Source organism: Azospirillum sp. UENF 111221, from assembly GCF_058780625.1.
This window is the reverse complement of the sequence record NZ_JBSNCH010000005.1, coordinates 1,910,963-1,926,280: the sequence shown is the minus strand read 5'-3', so window position 1 is coordinate 1,926,280 and position 15,318 is coordinate 1,910,963. Positions and strand designations below refer to the sequence as shown.

Below are 15,318 nucleotides of genomic sequence, written 5' to 3'. Positions count from 1 at the left end.
CGGCCTTCCATCCCCCGGAAAAAGCGGAATCCGCGACCTTTGCCGGTTCCGCTTTCGTTTGACTTGCGTCCACCGATCCGATAACCATGTCAGGACCACGGGGTTTTCGCCCCGCGGCCTCCCACGCCCACATCTGCCGATCCGACGCTCTGATCTTGAGCCGGGCCTGGTGGCTGGCGAGTTGCTCCCGTGCGGCCATTTTCCGGACGCCCTGGTGCGCACCCGCCAAAGCGCCACCCGCTGCCCACCCGACGCGACCGCGTTGCGGCGTCCGCCGCCCCCAGCCGCCGTCGGCCGGACCCTCCGGCACTCCCCACCTCCAAGGCCACTCCCCCGCATGACGATTTCACAGGCAATCCGATGCATCTCCAAGAGCTGAAGTGCAAAAGCCCCGCCGAACTGCTGGCGTTCGCGGAGGAGCTGCAGATCGAGAACGCGAGCACGCTGCGCAAGCAGGACATGATGTTCGCGATCCTGAAGCAGCTGGCGGAAAACGACATTCCGATCTTCGGCGACGGCGTGTTGGAGGTGCTGCAGGACGGGTTCGGTTTCCTGCGTTCGCCAGAAGCCAATTATCTGCCGGGTCCCGACGACATTTACGTCAGCCCCAGCCAGGTGCGCCGCTTCGGCCTGCGCACCGGCGACACGGTGGAAGGGCAAATCCGCTCGCCCAAGGACGGTGAGCGCTATTTCGCCCTGCTGAAGGTCAACACCATCAATTTCGACGCGCCCGACAAGGTCCGTCACCGCATCAACTTCGACAACCTGACGCCGCTCTATCCGGAAGAACGCATCCGGATGGAGGTCGAGGATCCCACCAAGAAGAACCTCACCGGCCGCATCGTCGACCTGGTGGCGCCGCTCGGCAAGGGGCAGCGCGGGCTGATCGTGGCGCCGCCGCGCACCGGCAAGACGGTGATGCTGCAGAACATCGCCCACTCGATCGCCACCAACCACCCCGAAGCCTACCTGATCGTCCTCCTGATCGACGAGCGTCCGGAAGAGGTGACGGACATGGCCCGCTCGGTCCGCGGCGAGGTCATCAGCTCCACCTTCGACGAACCGGCGACCCGCCACGTCCAGGTCGCTGAAATGGTGATCGAGAAGGCCAAGCGGCTGGTCGAGCACAAGCGCGACGTGGTCATCCTGCTGGACAGCATCACCCGCCTGGCCCGCGCCTACAACACCGTGGTGCCGTCATCGGGCAAGGTGCTGACCGGCGGTGTCGACGCCAACGCCCTGCAGCGGCCCAAGCGCTTCTTCGGTGCCGCCCGCAACGTGGAAGAGGGCGGTTCGCTGACCATCATCGCCACCGCGCTGATCGACACCGGCAGCCGCATGGACGAGGTGATCTTCGAAGAGTTCAAGGGCACCGGCAACTCGGAAATCGTGCTGGACCGCAAGCTCTCCGACAAGCGCACCTTCCCGGCCATCGACATCTCCAAGTCGGGCACCCGCAAGGAGGAGCTGCTGGTCGACAAGGGCACCATGTCGAAGATGTGGATCCTGCGCCGCATCCTGATGCCGATGGGCGTGACCGACGCGGTGGACTTCCTGGTCGACAAGCTGAAGCACACCAAGTCGAACAACGAGTTCTTCGAAAGCATGAACCAGTAAGGTCGCGCCGGATCCGCCCTCTCCTCTGCGGAGGGGGCGGCCATCTGCCGCGGTACAGAAAAAGGGCGGGGACCTTCCGGTCACCCGCCCTTTCTCTTTCTCAACTCAACTCGGTCCCTTCGATCAATCCCTGACCGGGATCAGAAGGGCGGCTGCTGCGGCTGTTCGGCCTGCTGGGCCGACTGGCGGTGGTACAGCTCGGCGAAGTCGATCGGGTTGATCATCAGCGGCGGGAAGCCGCCTTCGCGGGTCGCGCTGGAGACGATGGCGCGGGCGAACGGGAAGATCATCCGGGCGCCTTCGATCATCAGGACCGGGCGGTGATGCTCTTCCGGCAGGCCGGGGAACTGGAACAGCGCGCCATAGGCCAGCTCGACCAGGAAGGCGACGGACTCGCCCTGGCGGGCTTCGCAGCGCAAGTTCAGCGTCAGCTCGTAAATGTCGTCGCCGACCTTCTGGCCCTGGACGTCGACGCCGATGTTGACCTGCGGCTGCGGCTGGTTCGGCAGCAGGCTCTGCGGGGCGTTGGGGTTCTCGAAGGAGAAGTCCTTCACATACTGCGCGAGGACATGCATCGGCAGCGAGGACGTTCTGCTGCTGCTCGGCGCCGTTGCTCATCTGATCGGACATAACGGACTCCTAATCGCCGGCCCGCTTTCCATCCCCGATCCCGGTAGGGACGGAGGGCAGGGGTCGCAGGCCGACCCGGATGTGAGGTGACAGGGTTTGGTTCGCGACGGTTGTGCCTTCGCCCAACGGGCTGGCTATCATGGATCGGCCGTCCTGCCAACGGAAACCGCCGACGGGAAACCGGCCATTGGCCGGCGGCTCAGCGCCGCTCGTCCGGACGCTGCCTGCCCCATTGGGAATCGGTCAGCCGCGGCGCGTCGCGATCCTCACCGGTCCTGTCCTCCGGGGTAACGTCGCGGAAATCCCCATCGATGACGCCGGGCACGCCGGGAGCGGGGCGGAAGGGATCGTCACCGCGGCGCGGACCGCCGGTGCCGAATTCCGCACTGCCGAAACCCTGGTCGCCGCTGGTGGGTCCGCCGGCCGCGCCTCCGAAACCGGGACCGAAGCCCCCGGCTCCGAATCCACCCCGGCCCGTGGTGGTGAAGACCGGCATGCCGGCGCCGATCCGGCTGAACAACCAGCGGCCGATGCCGCGTCGCAGCGGCCGGATCAGCAGCAGGATGCCGAGGATGTCGGTCAGGAAGCCGGGGATGATCAGCAGGACGCCGGCCAGCACCGCGCAGAAGCCGTCGAGCACCGTGCCGATGGGTGCTTCGCCGCGCGCCGCCGCCGCCTGGGCCTTGCTCAGCGAGGCCAGCCCCTGGTGACGCACCAGCAGCACGCCCACCACCGCCGACAGGGCCAGCAGCCCGATGGTCGGCCCGGCGCCGATCCAATCGCCGACCTGGATGAATCCGACGATCTCCAGGATCGGCAGAAGAAGGATCAACAACAGGGGATTCATGGTGTCCTTGCTCTTCGGGCTCGCTGCCCCTATCTAGGTTTGGATAGGTCGACCGGTCGAAAGACTGCCGGCCTCACCCAATTGGCGGTTCAATCGGCAATTACCGGCGGGCAAGCAACACGTAATGCCGAGCGGCCGCAAGGTCCAGAGGCGGGCCGGATCCGCCGGCGATTTCGCCGCAGCCAGACGTTCACGACAAATCGTATCGGAAGGAACAGATGATGGGAGACGGGTTCGTGTTCATCGAGATCGTGATCTTCGCGATGATCGCGGCCTTCCTCGTCTATCGGCTGCGCAGCGTGCTGGGCCGCCGCACGGGGGAGGAGCGGCAGCGGTCCAACCCCTTCACCCCGGCTCCGGGGGCGGCGAAGCCCGACAACGTCGTGAACCTGCCGGAGCGCAACCGGACGCGACCGGATGTCGCACCCGGCGCCGACGTGGTGGTTTCGGACGAGCCGCTGTCGCTCGCCGCCTCCATCGACCAGATCCGGGCCGCCGATCCGAACTTCGACGAGAAGCATTTCCTGGAAGGCTCCAAGGCCGCCTTCGCCATGATCGTCGATGCCTTCGCCCGCGGCGACACCGCGACGCTGCGCCCGCTGCTGGCCGACGACGTCTATGACAGCTTCGCCCAGGTCATCCGCGACCGCCAGGCCGCCGGCGAGCAGCACGAGGCCCGCATCGAGCAGGTCCGCGAGGCCGAGGTGGTGGAGGCGAAGCTGGATGCCGGCCGCACCGCCCGCGTCACCGTGCGTCTGGTCTCCGATCAGGTGAATGTGGTGCGCGACCGCAACGGCGCCGTCATCGATGGCGATCCCAAGGCACTGGTGGAGAACACCGACGTCTGGACCTTCGCCCGCAACCTCCGCTCCCGCGATCCGAACTGGGCGCTGGTCGAGGTGCGTCCTGTCCAGTGAGGAACGACCGCCAGCAATGACGCATCGTCACCGTACCGGTTTCAGCGCCATCGCCCTCTTCGGGGCGGTGGCGTTGCTGTTTTCGGCCTGCGCGCCCAAGGAGGAGGCCAAGCCGCCGCCCGACGCCCTGACCCTGGCGCCGCTGTCCTTTGCCGATCTGGCCGGCTGGCGCGGCGACCCGGTGGCGCAGGCGGTGCCGGCGCTCGCCCGCTCCTGCGCCCGCTTCAAAAGCCTGCCGGCCGACCGGATCGTCGGGCCGAACGGGGTGGCCGGGACCATCGCCGACTGGCAGGGCCCCTGCGCCCGGCTGGCGGATCTGCCCGCGGGTGACGATGCCGCCGCCCGGACCTTCTTCGAGCAGAACTTCACCCCCTATGCCGCCGGCAACAACGGTACCCGCGAGGGCCTGTTCACCGGCTATTACGAGGCCGAGCTGGAGGGCAGCCTGCGCCCGGATCCGGCCTATCCGGTTCCGCTCTACCGCCGGCCGCCCGATCTGGTGATGGTCGATCTCGGCGACTTCTCCGACCGTTGGAAGGGCGAGCGCACCGCCGGCCGCGTGGTCGACGGCAAGCTGAAGCCTTACGAGGATCGCGCCGCCATCGTCGCCGGATCGCTGAAGGGCAAGGGGCTGGAGCTGGTGTGGGTGAAGGACCCGATCGGCGCCTTCTTCCTGCAAATCCAGGGGTCGGGCCGGATCCGGCTGGCCGACGGCAGCGAGACGCGCATCGGCTACGCCGCCCAGAACGGCCACAAATACGTCGCCATCGGCAAGGAACTGATCGACCGCGGCGCCTTGAAACGGGAGGAGGTCTCGCTCCAGACCATCCGCGCCTGGCTGCTGGCGCATCCCGACCAGGCGGCGGCGGTGATGAACGTCAACCCGTCCTACGTCTTCTTCCAGACGCTGACCGGCGACGGCCCGAACGGCGCCCAGGGCGTGGCGCTGACGCCCGGCCGCAGCCTGGCAGTCGACTCGAAGTTCATGCCCTATGGCGTTCCGGTATGGCTGGATGCCGAGGATCCGGTCGATGCCGGGCAGCGTTTGCAACGGCTGCTGGTGGCCCAGGACACCGGCGGAGCGATCCGCGGACCGGTGCGCGGCGATGTCTTCTGGGGCCATGGTGCAGACGCGGAGCACAGGGCCGGCCTGATGAAGAGCCGCGGGAGCTATGTGCTGCTGCTGCCGAAAAGCGTGAAGGTGGCGGCAGGAAGCTAGGGTCGGGCAGGGGTGATCGCCGGGCAATGTTTCACGTGAAGCAAAGGGGCGCCCGCTCGGGCGCCCCTCGCGTTTTTACAGGATGAACTTCGACAAATCCGCGTTCTTCGCCAGCCCGCCGACCCGTTCCCGCACCAGGGCGGCGTCGATGGTGACCGTCTCGCCGGCGCGGTCGCTGGCGGCGAAGCTGATCTCCTCCAGCAGCCGCTCCAGCACCGTGTGCAGGCGGCGCGCGCCGATGTTCTCCACCGAGCCGTTGATCTCCGCCGCCAGCCGGGCCAGCTCGTCGATGCTGTCGTCGGTGAAGACCAGATCGACCTCCTCCGTCTTCATCAGCGCCTTATACTGGCGGATCAGGCTGGCTTCCGGCTCGGTCAGGATGCGCTTGAAGTCGTCCTGGCTCAGCGCCTTCAGCTCGACGCGGATCGGCAGGCGGCCCTGCAGCTCCGGCAGCAGGTCCGACGGCTTGGCGACGTGGAAGGCGCCCGACGCGATGAATAGGACATGGTCGGTCTTCACCGGGCCATGTTTGGTCGACACCGTGGTGCCCTCGATCAGCGGCAGCAGGTCGCGCTGCACGCCTTCGCGGCTGACGTCGGCGCCGCGGGCGTCGGAGCGGGCGGAGATCTTGTCGATCTCGTCGAGGAAGACGATGCCGTTCTGCTCGACCGCCCGGATCGCCTCCGCCACCACCTTCTCCTGGTCCAGCAGCTTGTCCGACTCCTCGGCCATCAGCACGGTGTGGCTCTCGGCCACCGTCATGCGGCGGGTCTTGGTGCGGCCGCCCATCATCTTGCCGAACATGTCGTTCAGGTTCAGCATGCCCATCTGGGAGCCCGGCATGCCGGGGATGTCGAAGGTCGGCATGCCGGCCGGCGCCCCGGTGTCGGCGACCTGGATTTCGATCTCCTTGTCGTTCAGCGTGCCCTCGCGCAGCATCTTGCGGAACTTGGCGCGCGTCTCGGCACTGGCGTTGTCGCCGCACAGCGCGTCGAGCACCCGCTCCTCCGCCCGCAGTTCGGCCTTGGCGGCGACCTCCTTGCGCAGCCGTTCGCGGGTCAGGCCGATGGCGGCCTCGACCAGATCGCGGACGATCTGTTCCACGTCGCGGCCGACATAGCCGACCTCGGTGAACTTGGTCGCCTCGACCTTCAGGAAGGGGGCCTGGGCCAGCCGGGCGAGGCGCCGCGCGATCTCGGTCTTGCCGACGCCGGTCGGGCCGATCATCAGGATGTTCTTCGGCAACACCTCTTCCCGCAGCCCCTCGGGCAGCTGCTGCCGGCGCCAGCGGTTGCGCAGCGCGATGGCGACGGCGCGCTTGGCCTCGTTCTGGCCGACGATGTAGCGGTCGAGTTCGGAGACGATCTCGCGCGGGCTGAAGGCGGCGGTGTCGGCGGAAACGGATGCGGTCTGGCTCATGGCGATCACAGCTTTTCCAGGGTGACGTTTTCGTTGGTGTAGACGCAGATGCCGGCGGCGATCTTCATCGCCTTGCGCGCCACGGCCTCCGCATCCATCCCGTCGATGTCGACCAGCGCACGCGCCGCCGACAGGGCGTAGGACCCGCCGGAGCCGATGCCGATCAGCCCGTCCTCCGGCTCCAGCACGTCGCCGTTGCCGGTCAGCACCAGGCTGACGCTCTTGTCGGCCACCGCCATCATCGCCTCCAGGCGGCGCAGGTAACGGTCGGTGCGCCAGTCCTTGGCCATCTCGACGCAGGCGCGGGTCAGCTGGCCGGGATACTGCTCCAGCTTGCCTTCCAGCCGCTCGAACAGGGTCATCGCGTCGGCAGTGGCGCCGGCGAAGCCCGCCATCACCGTGCCGCCGGCCAGCCAGCGGACCTTGCGCGCATTGGCCTTCATCACCGTCGGGCCGACCGAGACCTGCCCGTCGCCGGCGATCACCACCTGACCGTTCTTGCGCACCGACAGGATCGTCGTGCCGTGCCACTGGATGGGATCATGAGGATTGGACGCTGGATAGGTCATGCGGGAACCACGCTGGAGAATGGGAAACGGTCCCGCCGCCCCGGATCCGGGGCGCCGTCGCAGACGCGTGGACCTTGCAAATGGACCTTGCAAGTCGTGGCGGCAGGGCATCCGGTCTATGTGGGAGGGGCGCTGTCGCCGTCAAGCATGTCGCCGTTTGGCTCATCCTCCTCCCACAGGGACTCGACCGGGCCGTTCCTGCGCGTTTTGCCCGGTTTGGCCGGAGCGGCGGACGGCATGGGGCCGGCCGGATCGGCCCCCAGCCGGTCGAGCAGCGGGCCGAGTGCCAGGAACTCGACCAGACCGGCCGGAGTGGAGATGGAACGGCCGGCGGAGGGCGCGATCCCGACCAGCGCGCCGCTGCCGTCCAGCAGCGGATCGCCCGCCTCGGTCACCGCGGTCAGCAGGGCGGCCGAGCCCAGATCCGCCTGGATCCTGGAGGCACCGAACCCATCGTCGGCCGGCAGCCCGCCGACGATGCCGGCGATCTCCCGTCCCCGTCCGCCGGGGATCGCCCGCACCGGCTCGCTGACGTGCAGGGCCGCGGTGCGGACGGGCAGGGCGGGCAGCCGGGCCGGCACCCGCACCAGGGCGAAGCCGCTGGCCGGGTCGCGCCCGACCACCCAGCCGGTCAGCTCCACCCCGCGGGCGGGCCGGACGGTGACGGTGGGGTCGGATCCGGGCAGCGGGGCCAGCAGCACCGCCTGGACCTCGCCGGCCGCATCGGTCTCGCCGATCACCAGCCCATGCGACCCGCCGACCGGCAGTCTCGCCGATGCGGGCCGGCCGGTTCCGGCCCCGGTCCGCAGCAGCAGGCGGCCCGGACGGTACGCCGCCGACCCCGCGGCCAGGGCAGGGGGTGCGGCGTCCGGCGTCAGCGGCGTGGGGCCGGATCCGGCCGGCACCGCCACGGGAAACACGGCCGGCGGAGCCGCCGATGGTGGCGGAGACTGGGACTGAGGCTGTGACCGGGGCAGGGCGCCGCCCGACAGCAGGGCGCGGAAGCCGTTGTCGGCGGCGAGCGCCTCGACCGCGGCGGCGAAGGCCTCCTCGACCAGCAGGGTGTCGCCTTGCGGCACGCCGCTCTCCTGCGCGATGGCGCCGGTGGTGACCACGCGGTGCACCATCCCGCCGCCGCGGGCGTCGTAGACCGTCCATTCCACCTTGACGCTGCCGGTGCCGGAACTGCCCTTGCTGCTGCCGGTCAGCCAGTTGGTGCGGTGGCACAATTCCAGCTGCACGTCGCGCAGGTCGCCCTGCACGGTGAAGCGGGCACGGCTGCGGTTGCCGTCGGGGTTGTCGGGACCGCCGGGCCGGCCGACCACGTCGAAGCCGGCGGCGGTCATCGCCTCGGCGAAGCGCTCGTCGAAGGTGGAGCCGCGCCGCATGTTGACGCCGCTGGTCCAATAGACGTCGTCATAGGGCGGGGCGCAGTCGATGCCCCAGACATAGCGGCCGATCTGCATCCCGCGCCGCATCGACCCGATGGTCAGCTCGCCGAAGCGGAAGGGCGCCGTGGTCCCGGCGGCCACCGGCGGCGCCGTCCGGGCGACCGGCGGGGGCGGGGAAAGGCCGGTGCAGCCGGCCGGCGGCAGGCCGAGAAGGAGGATCAGGACTGCGGCGAAAAAGCGCGGATGGTCGGTCATAAGCGGATATGCACGCAGGAAGTGTAAACAACTCTATCCTGCACACGTTCGTAGGACAATCGTCGGAATGGACAGGCCGCGCATCAATCGTGCCGGATGCTGGCGTGCAGGGATGCTTCCTGCTACAAAACCGCCATGGACCAGACCCCCATCAATGGCGGCCGCCGCGCCTCGATCGAGCGGAACACCACGGAGACCCGGATCCGGGTCGCGCTGAACCTTGACGGCACCGGCGTCTACGACGTCAAGACGGGGGTCGGCTTCCTCGACCATATGCTGGAACAGCTGTCGCGCCACAGCCTGATGGACCTGACGGTCCTGGCCGATGGCGACCTGCACATCGACTACCACCACACGACCGAGGACACCGGCATCGCCATCGGCATGGCGGTGGCGAAGGCGCTGGGCGACCGCAAGGGCATCCAGCGCTATGGCCATTCCTATGTCCCGATGGACGAGACGCTGACGCGGGTGGCGCTGGACTTCTCCAACCGGCCCTACCTGATCTGGAAGGTGAACTTCACCCGCGACAAGATCGGCGATTTCGACACCGAGCTGTTCCGCGAGTGGTTCCAGGCCTTCGCCATGGCCGCCGGCGTGACGCTGCACGTCGAGAACCTGTATGGCGAGAACAACCACCACATCGTGGAAAGCTGCTACAAGGCGCTTGCCCGCGCGCTGCGCGCCGGGGTGGAGATCGACCCGCGCAAGCGCGATGCGGTGCCCTCCACCAAGGGCACGCTCGGCGGATCGCTCTGACGGCGGGGACCACGGTCCAGTCCTCCCCCTCCGCCGTCCTATCGGAAGGTTTGTCACGTTCATGGAAACGGTCGCGCTGATCGATTACGGCTCCGGCAACCTGCGCTCCGCCGCCAAGGCGATCGAGCGCGCGGCCGGCGAAGCCGATGCGTCCTACACCGTCCTCGTCACCTCCGACGCCGATGCGGTCCGCCGGGCCGACCGGGTGGTCCTGCCCGGCGTCGGCGCCTTCGCCGACTGCAAGCGCGGCCTGTCGGAGGTGCCGGGCATGCTGGAGGCACTGGAGGAGGTGGTCCACCGCCGCGGCCGGCCCTTCCTCGGCATCTGCGTCGGCATGCAGCTGATGGCGGAGCGCGGCCGCGAATATGGCGTGACCGAGGGGCTGGGCTGGATCCCGGGCGAGGTGGTGAAGCTGGAGCCGTCCGATCCGGCCCTGAAGATTCCGCACATGGGCTGGAACGAGCTGAACATCCGCCACCCGCACCCGGTGCTGGCCGGCCTGCCGGAAGGCAGCCATGCCTATTTCGTCCATTCCTACCAGTTCAGGCTCGCCGATCCCGAGACGCTGGTCGCGTCGGCGGACTATGGCGGGCCCTTCGCCGCGGTGGTCGGGCGCGACAATCTGGTCGGCACCCAGTTCCATCCGGAAAAGAGCCAGGCGACCGGCCTGGCGCTGATCGCCAATTTCCTGCGCTGGAAGGTCTGACGAGATGGCCGAGATCGCCATCGACAAGGTCGATGCGCTGAAGACCGCCGACCTGCACGACCTCTGCGACGCCGCCGACGACGCCATCCGTGCCGGCGGCGGTTTCGGCTGGGTCGAGCCGCCGCCGCGCGACGTGATGGAACGCTATTGGAAGGGCGTTCTGGTGGTGCCGGAACGGGTGATGTTCGTCGCCCGCCTGGACGGGGTGGTGGCCGGATCCGCCCAGCTGGTCAAGCCGCCGCGCAACAACGAGGCGCAGGCCCACGCCGCCCAGCTGACCACCAGCTTCGTCGCCCCCTGGGCGCGTGGCCACGGCCTTGCCCGCCGCCTGACCGTGGCGGTGCTGGAAGAGGCGCGCGCCGTCGGCTTCAAGGTGCTGAACCTTGATGTCCGCGTGACGCAGGATGCGGCCATCGCGCTCTATAAATCGCTCGGCTTCAAGCGCTGGGGCACCCATCCCTTCTACGCGCTGGTGCAGGGAAAGCCGCTCGCCGGACATTACTACTGCAAGGATCTCGAGCCTGCGCAACAGCCGCCGGCCCCATGAGCGCCAGCCCGACACCGCCAGCCTGACACCGCCTGCCCGACAACCGCCAGCCACGCCATAGGAAGACGCCCGCGATGATCATCTACCCCGCCATCGACCTCAAGGACGGTGCCTGCGTCCGCCTGCTGCGCGGCGAGATGAGCCAGGCCACGGTCTTCAACACCGATCCCGGCGAACAGGCCCGCCTGTTCCAGAGCCAGGGCTTCCAATGGCTGCATCTGGTCGACCTCAACGGTGCCTTCGAAGGCAAGCCGGTGAACGGTGCGGCGGTCGAGAGCATCCTGAAGTCGGTCACCATCCCGGTGCAGCTCGGCGGCGGCATCCGCGACCTCAACACCATCGGCATGTGGCTGGAGAAGGGCATCAGCCGCGTCATCCTGGGCACGGTGGCGCTGCGCGATCCCGAACTGGTGAAGGCGGCCTGCCGCGAGTTCCCCGGCAGGGTCGCCGTCGGCATCGATGCGCGCGAAGGCTATGTCGCGGTGGCCGGTTGGGCCGAGACCTCCGACATCAAGGCGCTGGATCTGGCGCTGAAGTTCGAGGATTGCGGCGTCGCCGCCATCATCTACACCGACATCAACCGCGACGGCGCGATGGGCGGCGTCAACGTCGAATCCACCTCCGATCTCGCCTTCCACCTCACCACCCCGGTCATCGCGTCCGGCGGCGTTTCCTCCATCGAGGATTTGAAGGCGCTGAAGGTCGAGGAGGACACCGGGATCGAGGGCGTGATCTGCGGCCGGGCGCTGTACGATGGCCGGATCGATCCCAAGGAGGCACTGGCCCTGCTGTCCGCCCCCGCCGTCGAGGACGCCGACTGATGCTGAAGATGCGTGTCATCCCCTGCCTGGACGTCAAGGACGGCCGGGTGGTGAAGGGGGTCAATTTCGTCGATCTGGTCGATGCCGGCGATCCGGTGGAGCAGGCCCGCGTCTATGACCGCGAAGGCGCCGACGAGCTGACCTTCCTCGACATCACCGCCAGTCACGAGAACCGCGACACCATCTTCGACGTGGTGCGGCGGACGGCGGAGCAGGTCTTCATGCCGCTGACCGTCGGCGGCGGCGTGCGCACGGTTGACGACATCCGCAAGCTGCTGCTGGCCGGCGCCGACAAGGTGTCGATCAACACCGCGGCGATCCACCGGCCGGAGTTCGTGCGCGAAGGCGCCGAGAAGTTCGGCGCCCAGTGCATCGTCGTCGCCATCGACGCCAAGAAGGTCGGGCCGGCCAAATGGGAGGTCTTCACCCATGGCGGCCGCAACGCCACCGGTATCGACGCGGTGGAGTGGGCCAAGCGGATGGAATCGCTGGGGGCGGGCGAAATCCTGCTGACCTCGATGGACCGCGACGGCACCAAGAGCGGCTTCGACCTGGAACTGACGCGCACGGTGGCGGACTCGATCCGCGTCCCGGTGATCGCGTCGGGCGGCGTCGGCACGCTCGACCATCTGGTGGAGGGCATCCGCGAGGGGCACGCCACCGCGGTGCTCGCCGCTTCGATCTTCCATTTCGGCACCTACACCATCGGGCAGGCCAAGGCCGCGCTCGCCACCGCCGGCATCCCGGTGCGCCCGGCCAAGGCGCTGGAGACGACCAATGGGTGACAAGAAGGCCGCTGAGAAGGCTGCGGAAAAAGCCGGCGAGAAGTCTGCCGAGAAGGTTCAGGCCACCCCGTCGGCCACCCCGTCCGCCGAGGTGCTCGACCGCCTGTTCGTCACCGTGCAGGCCCGCAAGGGCGTGGATCCGGAAAGCTCCTACACCGCGAAGCTCTACAGCCGCGGCACCGCCAAGATCGCCCAGAAGGTGGGCGAGGAAGCGGTGGAGGCGATCCTGGAGGCGGTGCGCGGCGACAAGGCGGCGCTGGCCGCGGAATCCGCCGACCTGCTCTATCACCTGCTGGTTCTGTGGGCCGACACCGGGCTGGATCCGGTGGAGGTCTGGAGCAAGCTCGCCCAGCGCGAGGGCACCAGCGGCATCGACGAGAAGAAGTCCCGCAAGACCTGACCGGGACTCCCCAGCAAGAGGACGCATGCGATGGCCAAGAGCTATGACGCCAACAACGTGTTCGCCCGCATCCTGCGCGGCGAAATCCCGTGCAAGAAGGTGCACGAGACCGAACACGCGCTGGCATTCCACGACATCGAGCCGCAGACGCCGACCCATGTGCTGGTGATCCCGAAGGGCGCCTACACCGACATGGACGACTTCACCGCCAAGGCGTCGGAGGCGGAGATTGCCGGCCTGTTCCGCGCGGTGGGCGAGGTCGCCCGCATGGTCGGCGCCGACGGCCCCGGCTACCGCATCCTGTCCAACTGCGGCGAGGCCGCACACCAGGAAGTGCCCCACCTGCACATCCACCTGTTCGCCGGCCGCGACCTGGGCCGGATGATCGGCAAGGCCTGAGCCGCCCGGCGCCGGCGGCATCTGCCGCCGGTAGCGTCTACCGCCGCCGCATCCCCGCCCGGCGCCGTGTCCCCTTCTTCGGCGGCACGGCGTCCAGGATCGCCAGGATCGCCGCGATCCCGTCCTCGTCCAGATCGCCGATCCGTTCCGACAGAAGGTTGGCGAGTTCCGTCGCCCGCGCGCTCAGGCCGGAGGTGTCCACCGTCACCCGCGGGTGGGACAGAATCCGCCAGCCGTTCCAGCTCCTCCGCCTCGTCCCAGATGATGCCGAAATAGGCGCAGATCTGCCGGACCAGCTGGGGGGAGGGCTGGCCGCGCTTGCCATGCTCCAGCGCCGACAGATAGGCGGACGAGATGGACAGGTCGGTCGCCATCTGCTTCAGCGTCACGCCCCTGGCGTCGCGCAGCGACCGGACCCGTTCGCCGAACGGGGTCATGTGGAGTCCCTGGTTTAAGTCGCTGACTGTTTGGGACCTAGTCCTTACGGTCGCGCCGCCGTTTGATCAAGACATACAGCGCGCCGTCGCCGCCATGCTTGGGCTGGGCCGGCTGGATCGCCAGCACCATCGGGCGCAGGGCCGGGTCCGCCAGCCAGCGGGGGGTCGCCTGCCGCAGCACGCCCAGGCTACCGAAGCTGCCCTTGCCGGTGATCACCAGCACGCAGCGCCGCCCCTCGTTCCAGGCGCGGTGGACGAAGCCGGCGAGCGCGTGGTGCGCCTGCGCCTGGGTCATGCCGTGCAGGTCGATGCGGCCGTCGATCTCCAGCTCGCCGCGGCGGAACCGGTCGCCGGTGCGGCGGTCGATGTTGGCGGTCGAACCGGGCGTCAGCGGCGGATGGGCCGCGTGCGACGGCCGGGCCGGGGAGGGGAATTGCCTGGCGGTCGGCGGCGGGGCGAGGCTGGTCGCCACCGGTTCCTCCACCAGTTCCGCCATGGTCGCCAGCGGTTCCGGCTCGGCCTCGACGGCGCGGCCGGGCATCGGTTCGGCGTCGCGCATGGCGATCCGCCACAGGCGCCGCTCGTCGGGCGTGGGCAGTCGTCTGCGGGTCATCGGCGCGGAACCTTCTGCGGCAAGGAAAAGGGCGGTGCCAACGGATAAAGCCCGTCGGCCCGCCCCTGTCAATGTGTGTTGCCGCGCTGCAAAGAAAAAGAGCGCGCGGGAAATGATGGCTCGGAAACGATGTGCCGGCTCAGGCCTGCGACCAGGCGGCGGCCGCCGCGATCTGCTCGTCGGTCGGACGGACGCCGGTGTAGAGCACGAACTGTTCGAGCGCCTGCAGGGCGATCACTTCCGCGCCGGTGATCACCGGCTTGCCGGCGTCCCGCGCGGCACGGATCAGCGGGGTTTCGGCCGGCATGGCGACGACATCGAACACCTGCGCCGCCGCCTCGATCAATGCCGGCTCGAAGGCCAGGGTGTCGGCCTCCGGTCCGCCGGCCATGCCGAGCGGTGTCACGTTGACCAGCAGCGACCCCTCGGCGATGCCGGTTGTGTCCGGCTGCCAGGGCAGGCTGTACTCGTCGGCCAGCCGGCGGCCGGTCGTCTCGTTGCGGGCGATCAGCGTGCCGTTGGTGAAGCCGGAATCGCGCAACGCGCACAGCACCGCGCGGGCCATGCCGCCGCTGCCGCGCAGCGCGAAGGGCAGGCCGGGCGAAACATCGTGGCGGTCCAGCAGCGTGCGCACCGCGAGATAGTCGGTGTTGTAGCCGCGCAGCCGGCTGCCGCCGTCCTCGGCGGTGTCGTTGACGATGGTGTTGACCGACTGCAAGCCCGCGGCCGACGGGTCCAGCTCGTCGAGGAAGGGGATGCAGGCTTCCTTGAAGGGCATCGACACGCCGCAGCCGCGGATGTTCAGCGCCCGGATGCCGGTGATGGCGCCCGGCAGATCGTTGGTGGTGAACGCCTTGTAGACGTAATTCAGCGAGAGGGCTTCATAGAGGTGATTGTGGAAGCGCGTGCCGATGTTGCTCGGGCGGCCCGAAAGCGAAATGCACAGGCGCGTGTCTCTGTCGATCTTGTGGGGCAACCAAGCCTCTC

The 15,318-nt window shown here is 68.7% G+C and carries 17 protein-coding genes and 1 pseudogene; 10 read left to right on the top strand and 8 right to left on the bottom strand.

Translation table 11 applies throughout. The features are described from left to right. Window positions 1-360 precede the first annotated feature (360 nt). Window positions 361-1,617 (top strand): transcription termination factor Rho, encoded by a 1,257-nt coding sequence (rho, locus tag ACWPN3_RS23825; RefSeq protein WP_109052252.1) that lies wholly within the window; start codon window positions 361-363, stop codon window positions 1,615-1,617. A 140-nt stretch (window positions 1,618-1,757) separates the two neighbouring features. Here rho and secB read toward each other — a convergent pair whose 3' ends face one another. Then, complete coding sequence (gene secB, locus ACWPN3_RS23820; protein WP_492261780.1) at window positions 1,758-2,192, bottom strand: protein-export chaperone SecB; 435 nt, start codon at window positions 2,190-2,192, stop codon at window positions 1,758-1,760. A gap of 254 nt (window positions 2,193-2,446) precedes the next feature. Further along, window positions 2,447-3,082 (bottom strand): FxsA family protein, encoded by a 636-nt coding sequence (locus ACWPN3_RS23815; RefSeq protein WP_492261779.1) that lies wholly within the window; start codon window positions 3,080-3,082, stop codon window positions 2,447-2,449. Window positions 3,083-3,315: 233 nt separating this feature from the next. Here ACWPN3_RS23815 and ACWPN3_RS23810 point away from each other — a divergent pair, with 233 nt between their 5' ends. Next, window positions 3,316-4,011 (top strand): Tim44/TimA family putative adaptor protein, encoded by a 696-nt coding sequence (locus tag ACWPN3_RS23810; RefSeq protein WP_492241394.1) that lies wholly within the window; start codon window positions 3,316-3,318, stop codon window positions 4,009-4,011. Between the two features lie 16 nt (window positions 4,012-4,027). After that, the gene (mltA, locus tag ACWPN3_RS23805) at window positions 4,028-5,230 is read left to right on the top strand and encodes a murein transglycosylase A (protein WP_492241352.1); all 1,203 of its coding nucleotides are present in this window, start codon (window positions 4,028-4,030) and stop codon (window positions 5,228-5,230) included. 75 nt (window positions 5,231-5,305) lie between these two features. Here the strand turns inward: mltA and hslU are convergent, their stop codons facing one another. From hslU to ACWPN3_RS23790, 3 genes are all read right to left on the bottom strand, one after another. Beyond that, a complete protein-coding gene (gene hslU / locus ACWPN3_RS23800; protein ID WP_492241351.1) occupies window positions 5,306-6,649 on the bottom strand; it encodes an ATP-dependent protease ATPase subunit HslU in 1,344 nt (447 codons plus the stop codon). A 5-nt stretch (window positions 6,650-6,654) separates the two neighbouring features. After that, window positions 6,655-7,218 carry an ATP-dependent protease subunit HslV gene (hslV, locus tag ACWPN3_RS23795; protein ID WP_492241350.1) on the bottom strand — a complete coding sequence of 188 codons (564 nt, stop codon included), beginning with the start codon at window positions 7,216-7,218 and terminating at the stop codon, window positions 6,655-6,657. A gap of 116 nt (window positions 7,219-7,334) precedes the next feature. Continuing rightward, window positions 7,335-8,864 (bottom strand): serine protease, encoded by a 1,530-nt coding sequence (locus ACWPN3_RS23790; RefSeq protein WP_492241349.1) that lies wholly within the window; start codon window positions 8,862-8,864, stop codon window positions 7,335-7,337. A 135-nt stretch (window positions 8,865-8,999) separates the two neighbouring features. Between ACWPN3_RS23790 and hisB the strand changes: the two genes are divergently transcribed. From hisB to ACWPN3_RS23755, 7 genes are all read left to right on the top strand, one after another. Then, window positions 9,000-9,623 (top strand): imidazoleglycerol-phosphate dehydratase HisB, encoded by a 624-nt coding sequence (gene hisB / locus ACWPN3_RS23785; protein WP_044550958.1) that lies wholly within the window; start codon window positions 9,000-9,002, stop codon window positions 9,621-9,623. A gap of 61 nt (window positions 9,624-9,684) precedes the next feature. After that, complete coding sequence (hisH, locus tag ACWPN3_RS23780; RefSeq protein ID WP_492241348.1) at window positions 9,685-10,329, top strand: imidazole glycerol phosphate synthase subunit HisH; 645 nt, start codon at window positions 9,685-9,687, stop codon at window positions 10,327-10,329. Window positions 10,330-10,333: 4 nt separating this feature from the next. Beyond that, window positions 10,334-10,876, top strand: coding sequence for a GNAT family N-acetyltransferase (locus tag ACWPN3_RS23775; RefSeq protein ID WP_492261778.1), 543 nt, complete (start codon window positions 10,334-10,336; stop codon window positions 10,874-10,876). A gap of 74 nt (window positions 10,877-10,950) precedes the next feature. Continuing rightward, window positions 10,951-11,697, top strand: coding sequence for a 1-(5-phosphoribosyl)-5-[(5-phosphoribosylamino)methylideneamino]imidazole-4-carboxamide isomerase (hisA, locus tag ACWPN3_RS23770; RefSeq protein ID WP_492241347.1), 747 nt, complete (start codon window positions 10,951-10,953; stop codon window positions 11,695-11,697). Then, window positions 11,697-12,482, top strand: coding sequence for an imidazole glycerol phosphate synthase subunit HisF (gene hisF / locus ACWPN3_RS23765; RefSeq protein WP_109096043.1), 786 nt, complete (start codon window positions 11,697-11,699; stop codon window positions 12,480-12,482). Before hisA ends, hisF begins: the two co-directional genes overlap by 1 nt. Then, window positions 12,475-12,882 carry a phosphoribosyl-ATP diphosphatase gene (locus tag ACWPN3_RS23760; protein ID WP_492261777.1) on the top strand — a complete coding sequence of 136 codons (408 nt, stop codon included), beginning with the start codon at window positions 12,475-12,477 and terminating at the stop codon, window positions 12,880-12,882. Before hisF ends, ACWPN3_RS23760 begins: the two co-directional genes overlap by 8 nt. 30 nt (window positions 12,883-12,912) lie before the next feature. Next, complete coding sequence (locus ACWPN3_RS23755; protein ID WP_109096044.1) at window positions 12,913-13,281, top strand: histidine triad nucleotide-binding protein; 369 nt, start codon at window positions 12,913-12,915, stop codon at window positions 13,279-13,281. Between the two features lie 37 nt (window positions 13,282-13,318). Here ACWPN3_RS23755 and ACWPN3_RS23750 read toward each other — a convergent pair. The 3 genes and pseudogenes from ACWPN3_RS23750 to ACWPN3_RS23740 form a co-directional block, all read right to left on the bottom strand. Continuing rightward, window positions 13,319-13,718, bottom strand: a pseudogene (locus ACWPN3_RS23750) (helix-turn-helix domain-containing protein). Window positions 13,719-13,755: 37 nt separating this feature from the next. Then, complete coding sequence (locus tag ACWPN3_RS23745; protein WP_109096046.1) at window positions 13,756-14,331, bottom strand: Smr/MutS family protein; 576 nt, start codon at window positions 14,329-14,331, stop codon at window positions 13,756-13,758. Between the two features lie 139 nt (window positions 14,332-14,470). Further along, window positions 14,471-15,307 carry a shikimate 5-dehydrogenase gene (locus ACWPN3_RS23740; protein WP_492241345.1) on the bottom strand — a complete coding sequence of 279 codons (837 nt, stop codon included), beginning with the start codon at window positions 15,305-15,307 and terminating at the stop codon, window positions 14,471-14,473. Window positions 15,308-15,318 lie beyond the last annotated feature (11 nt).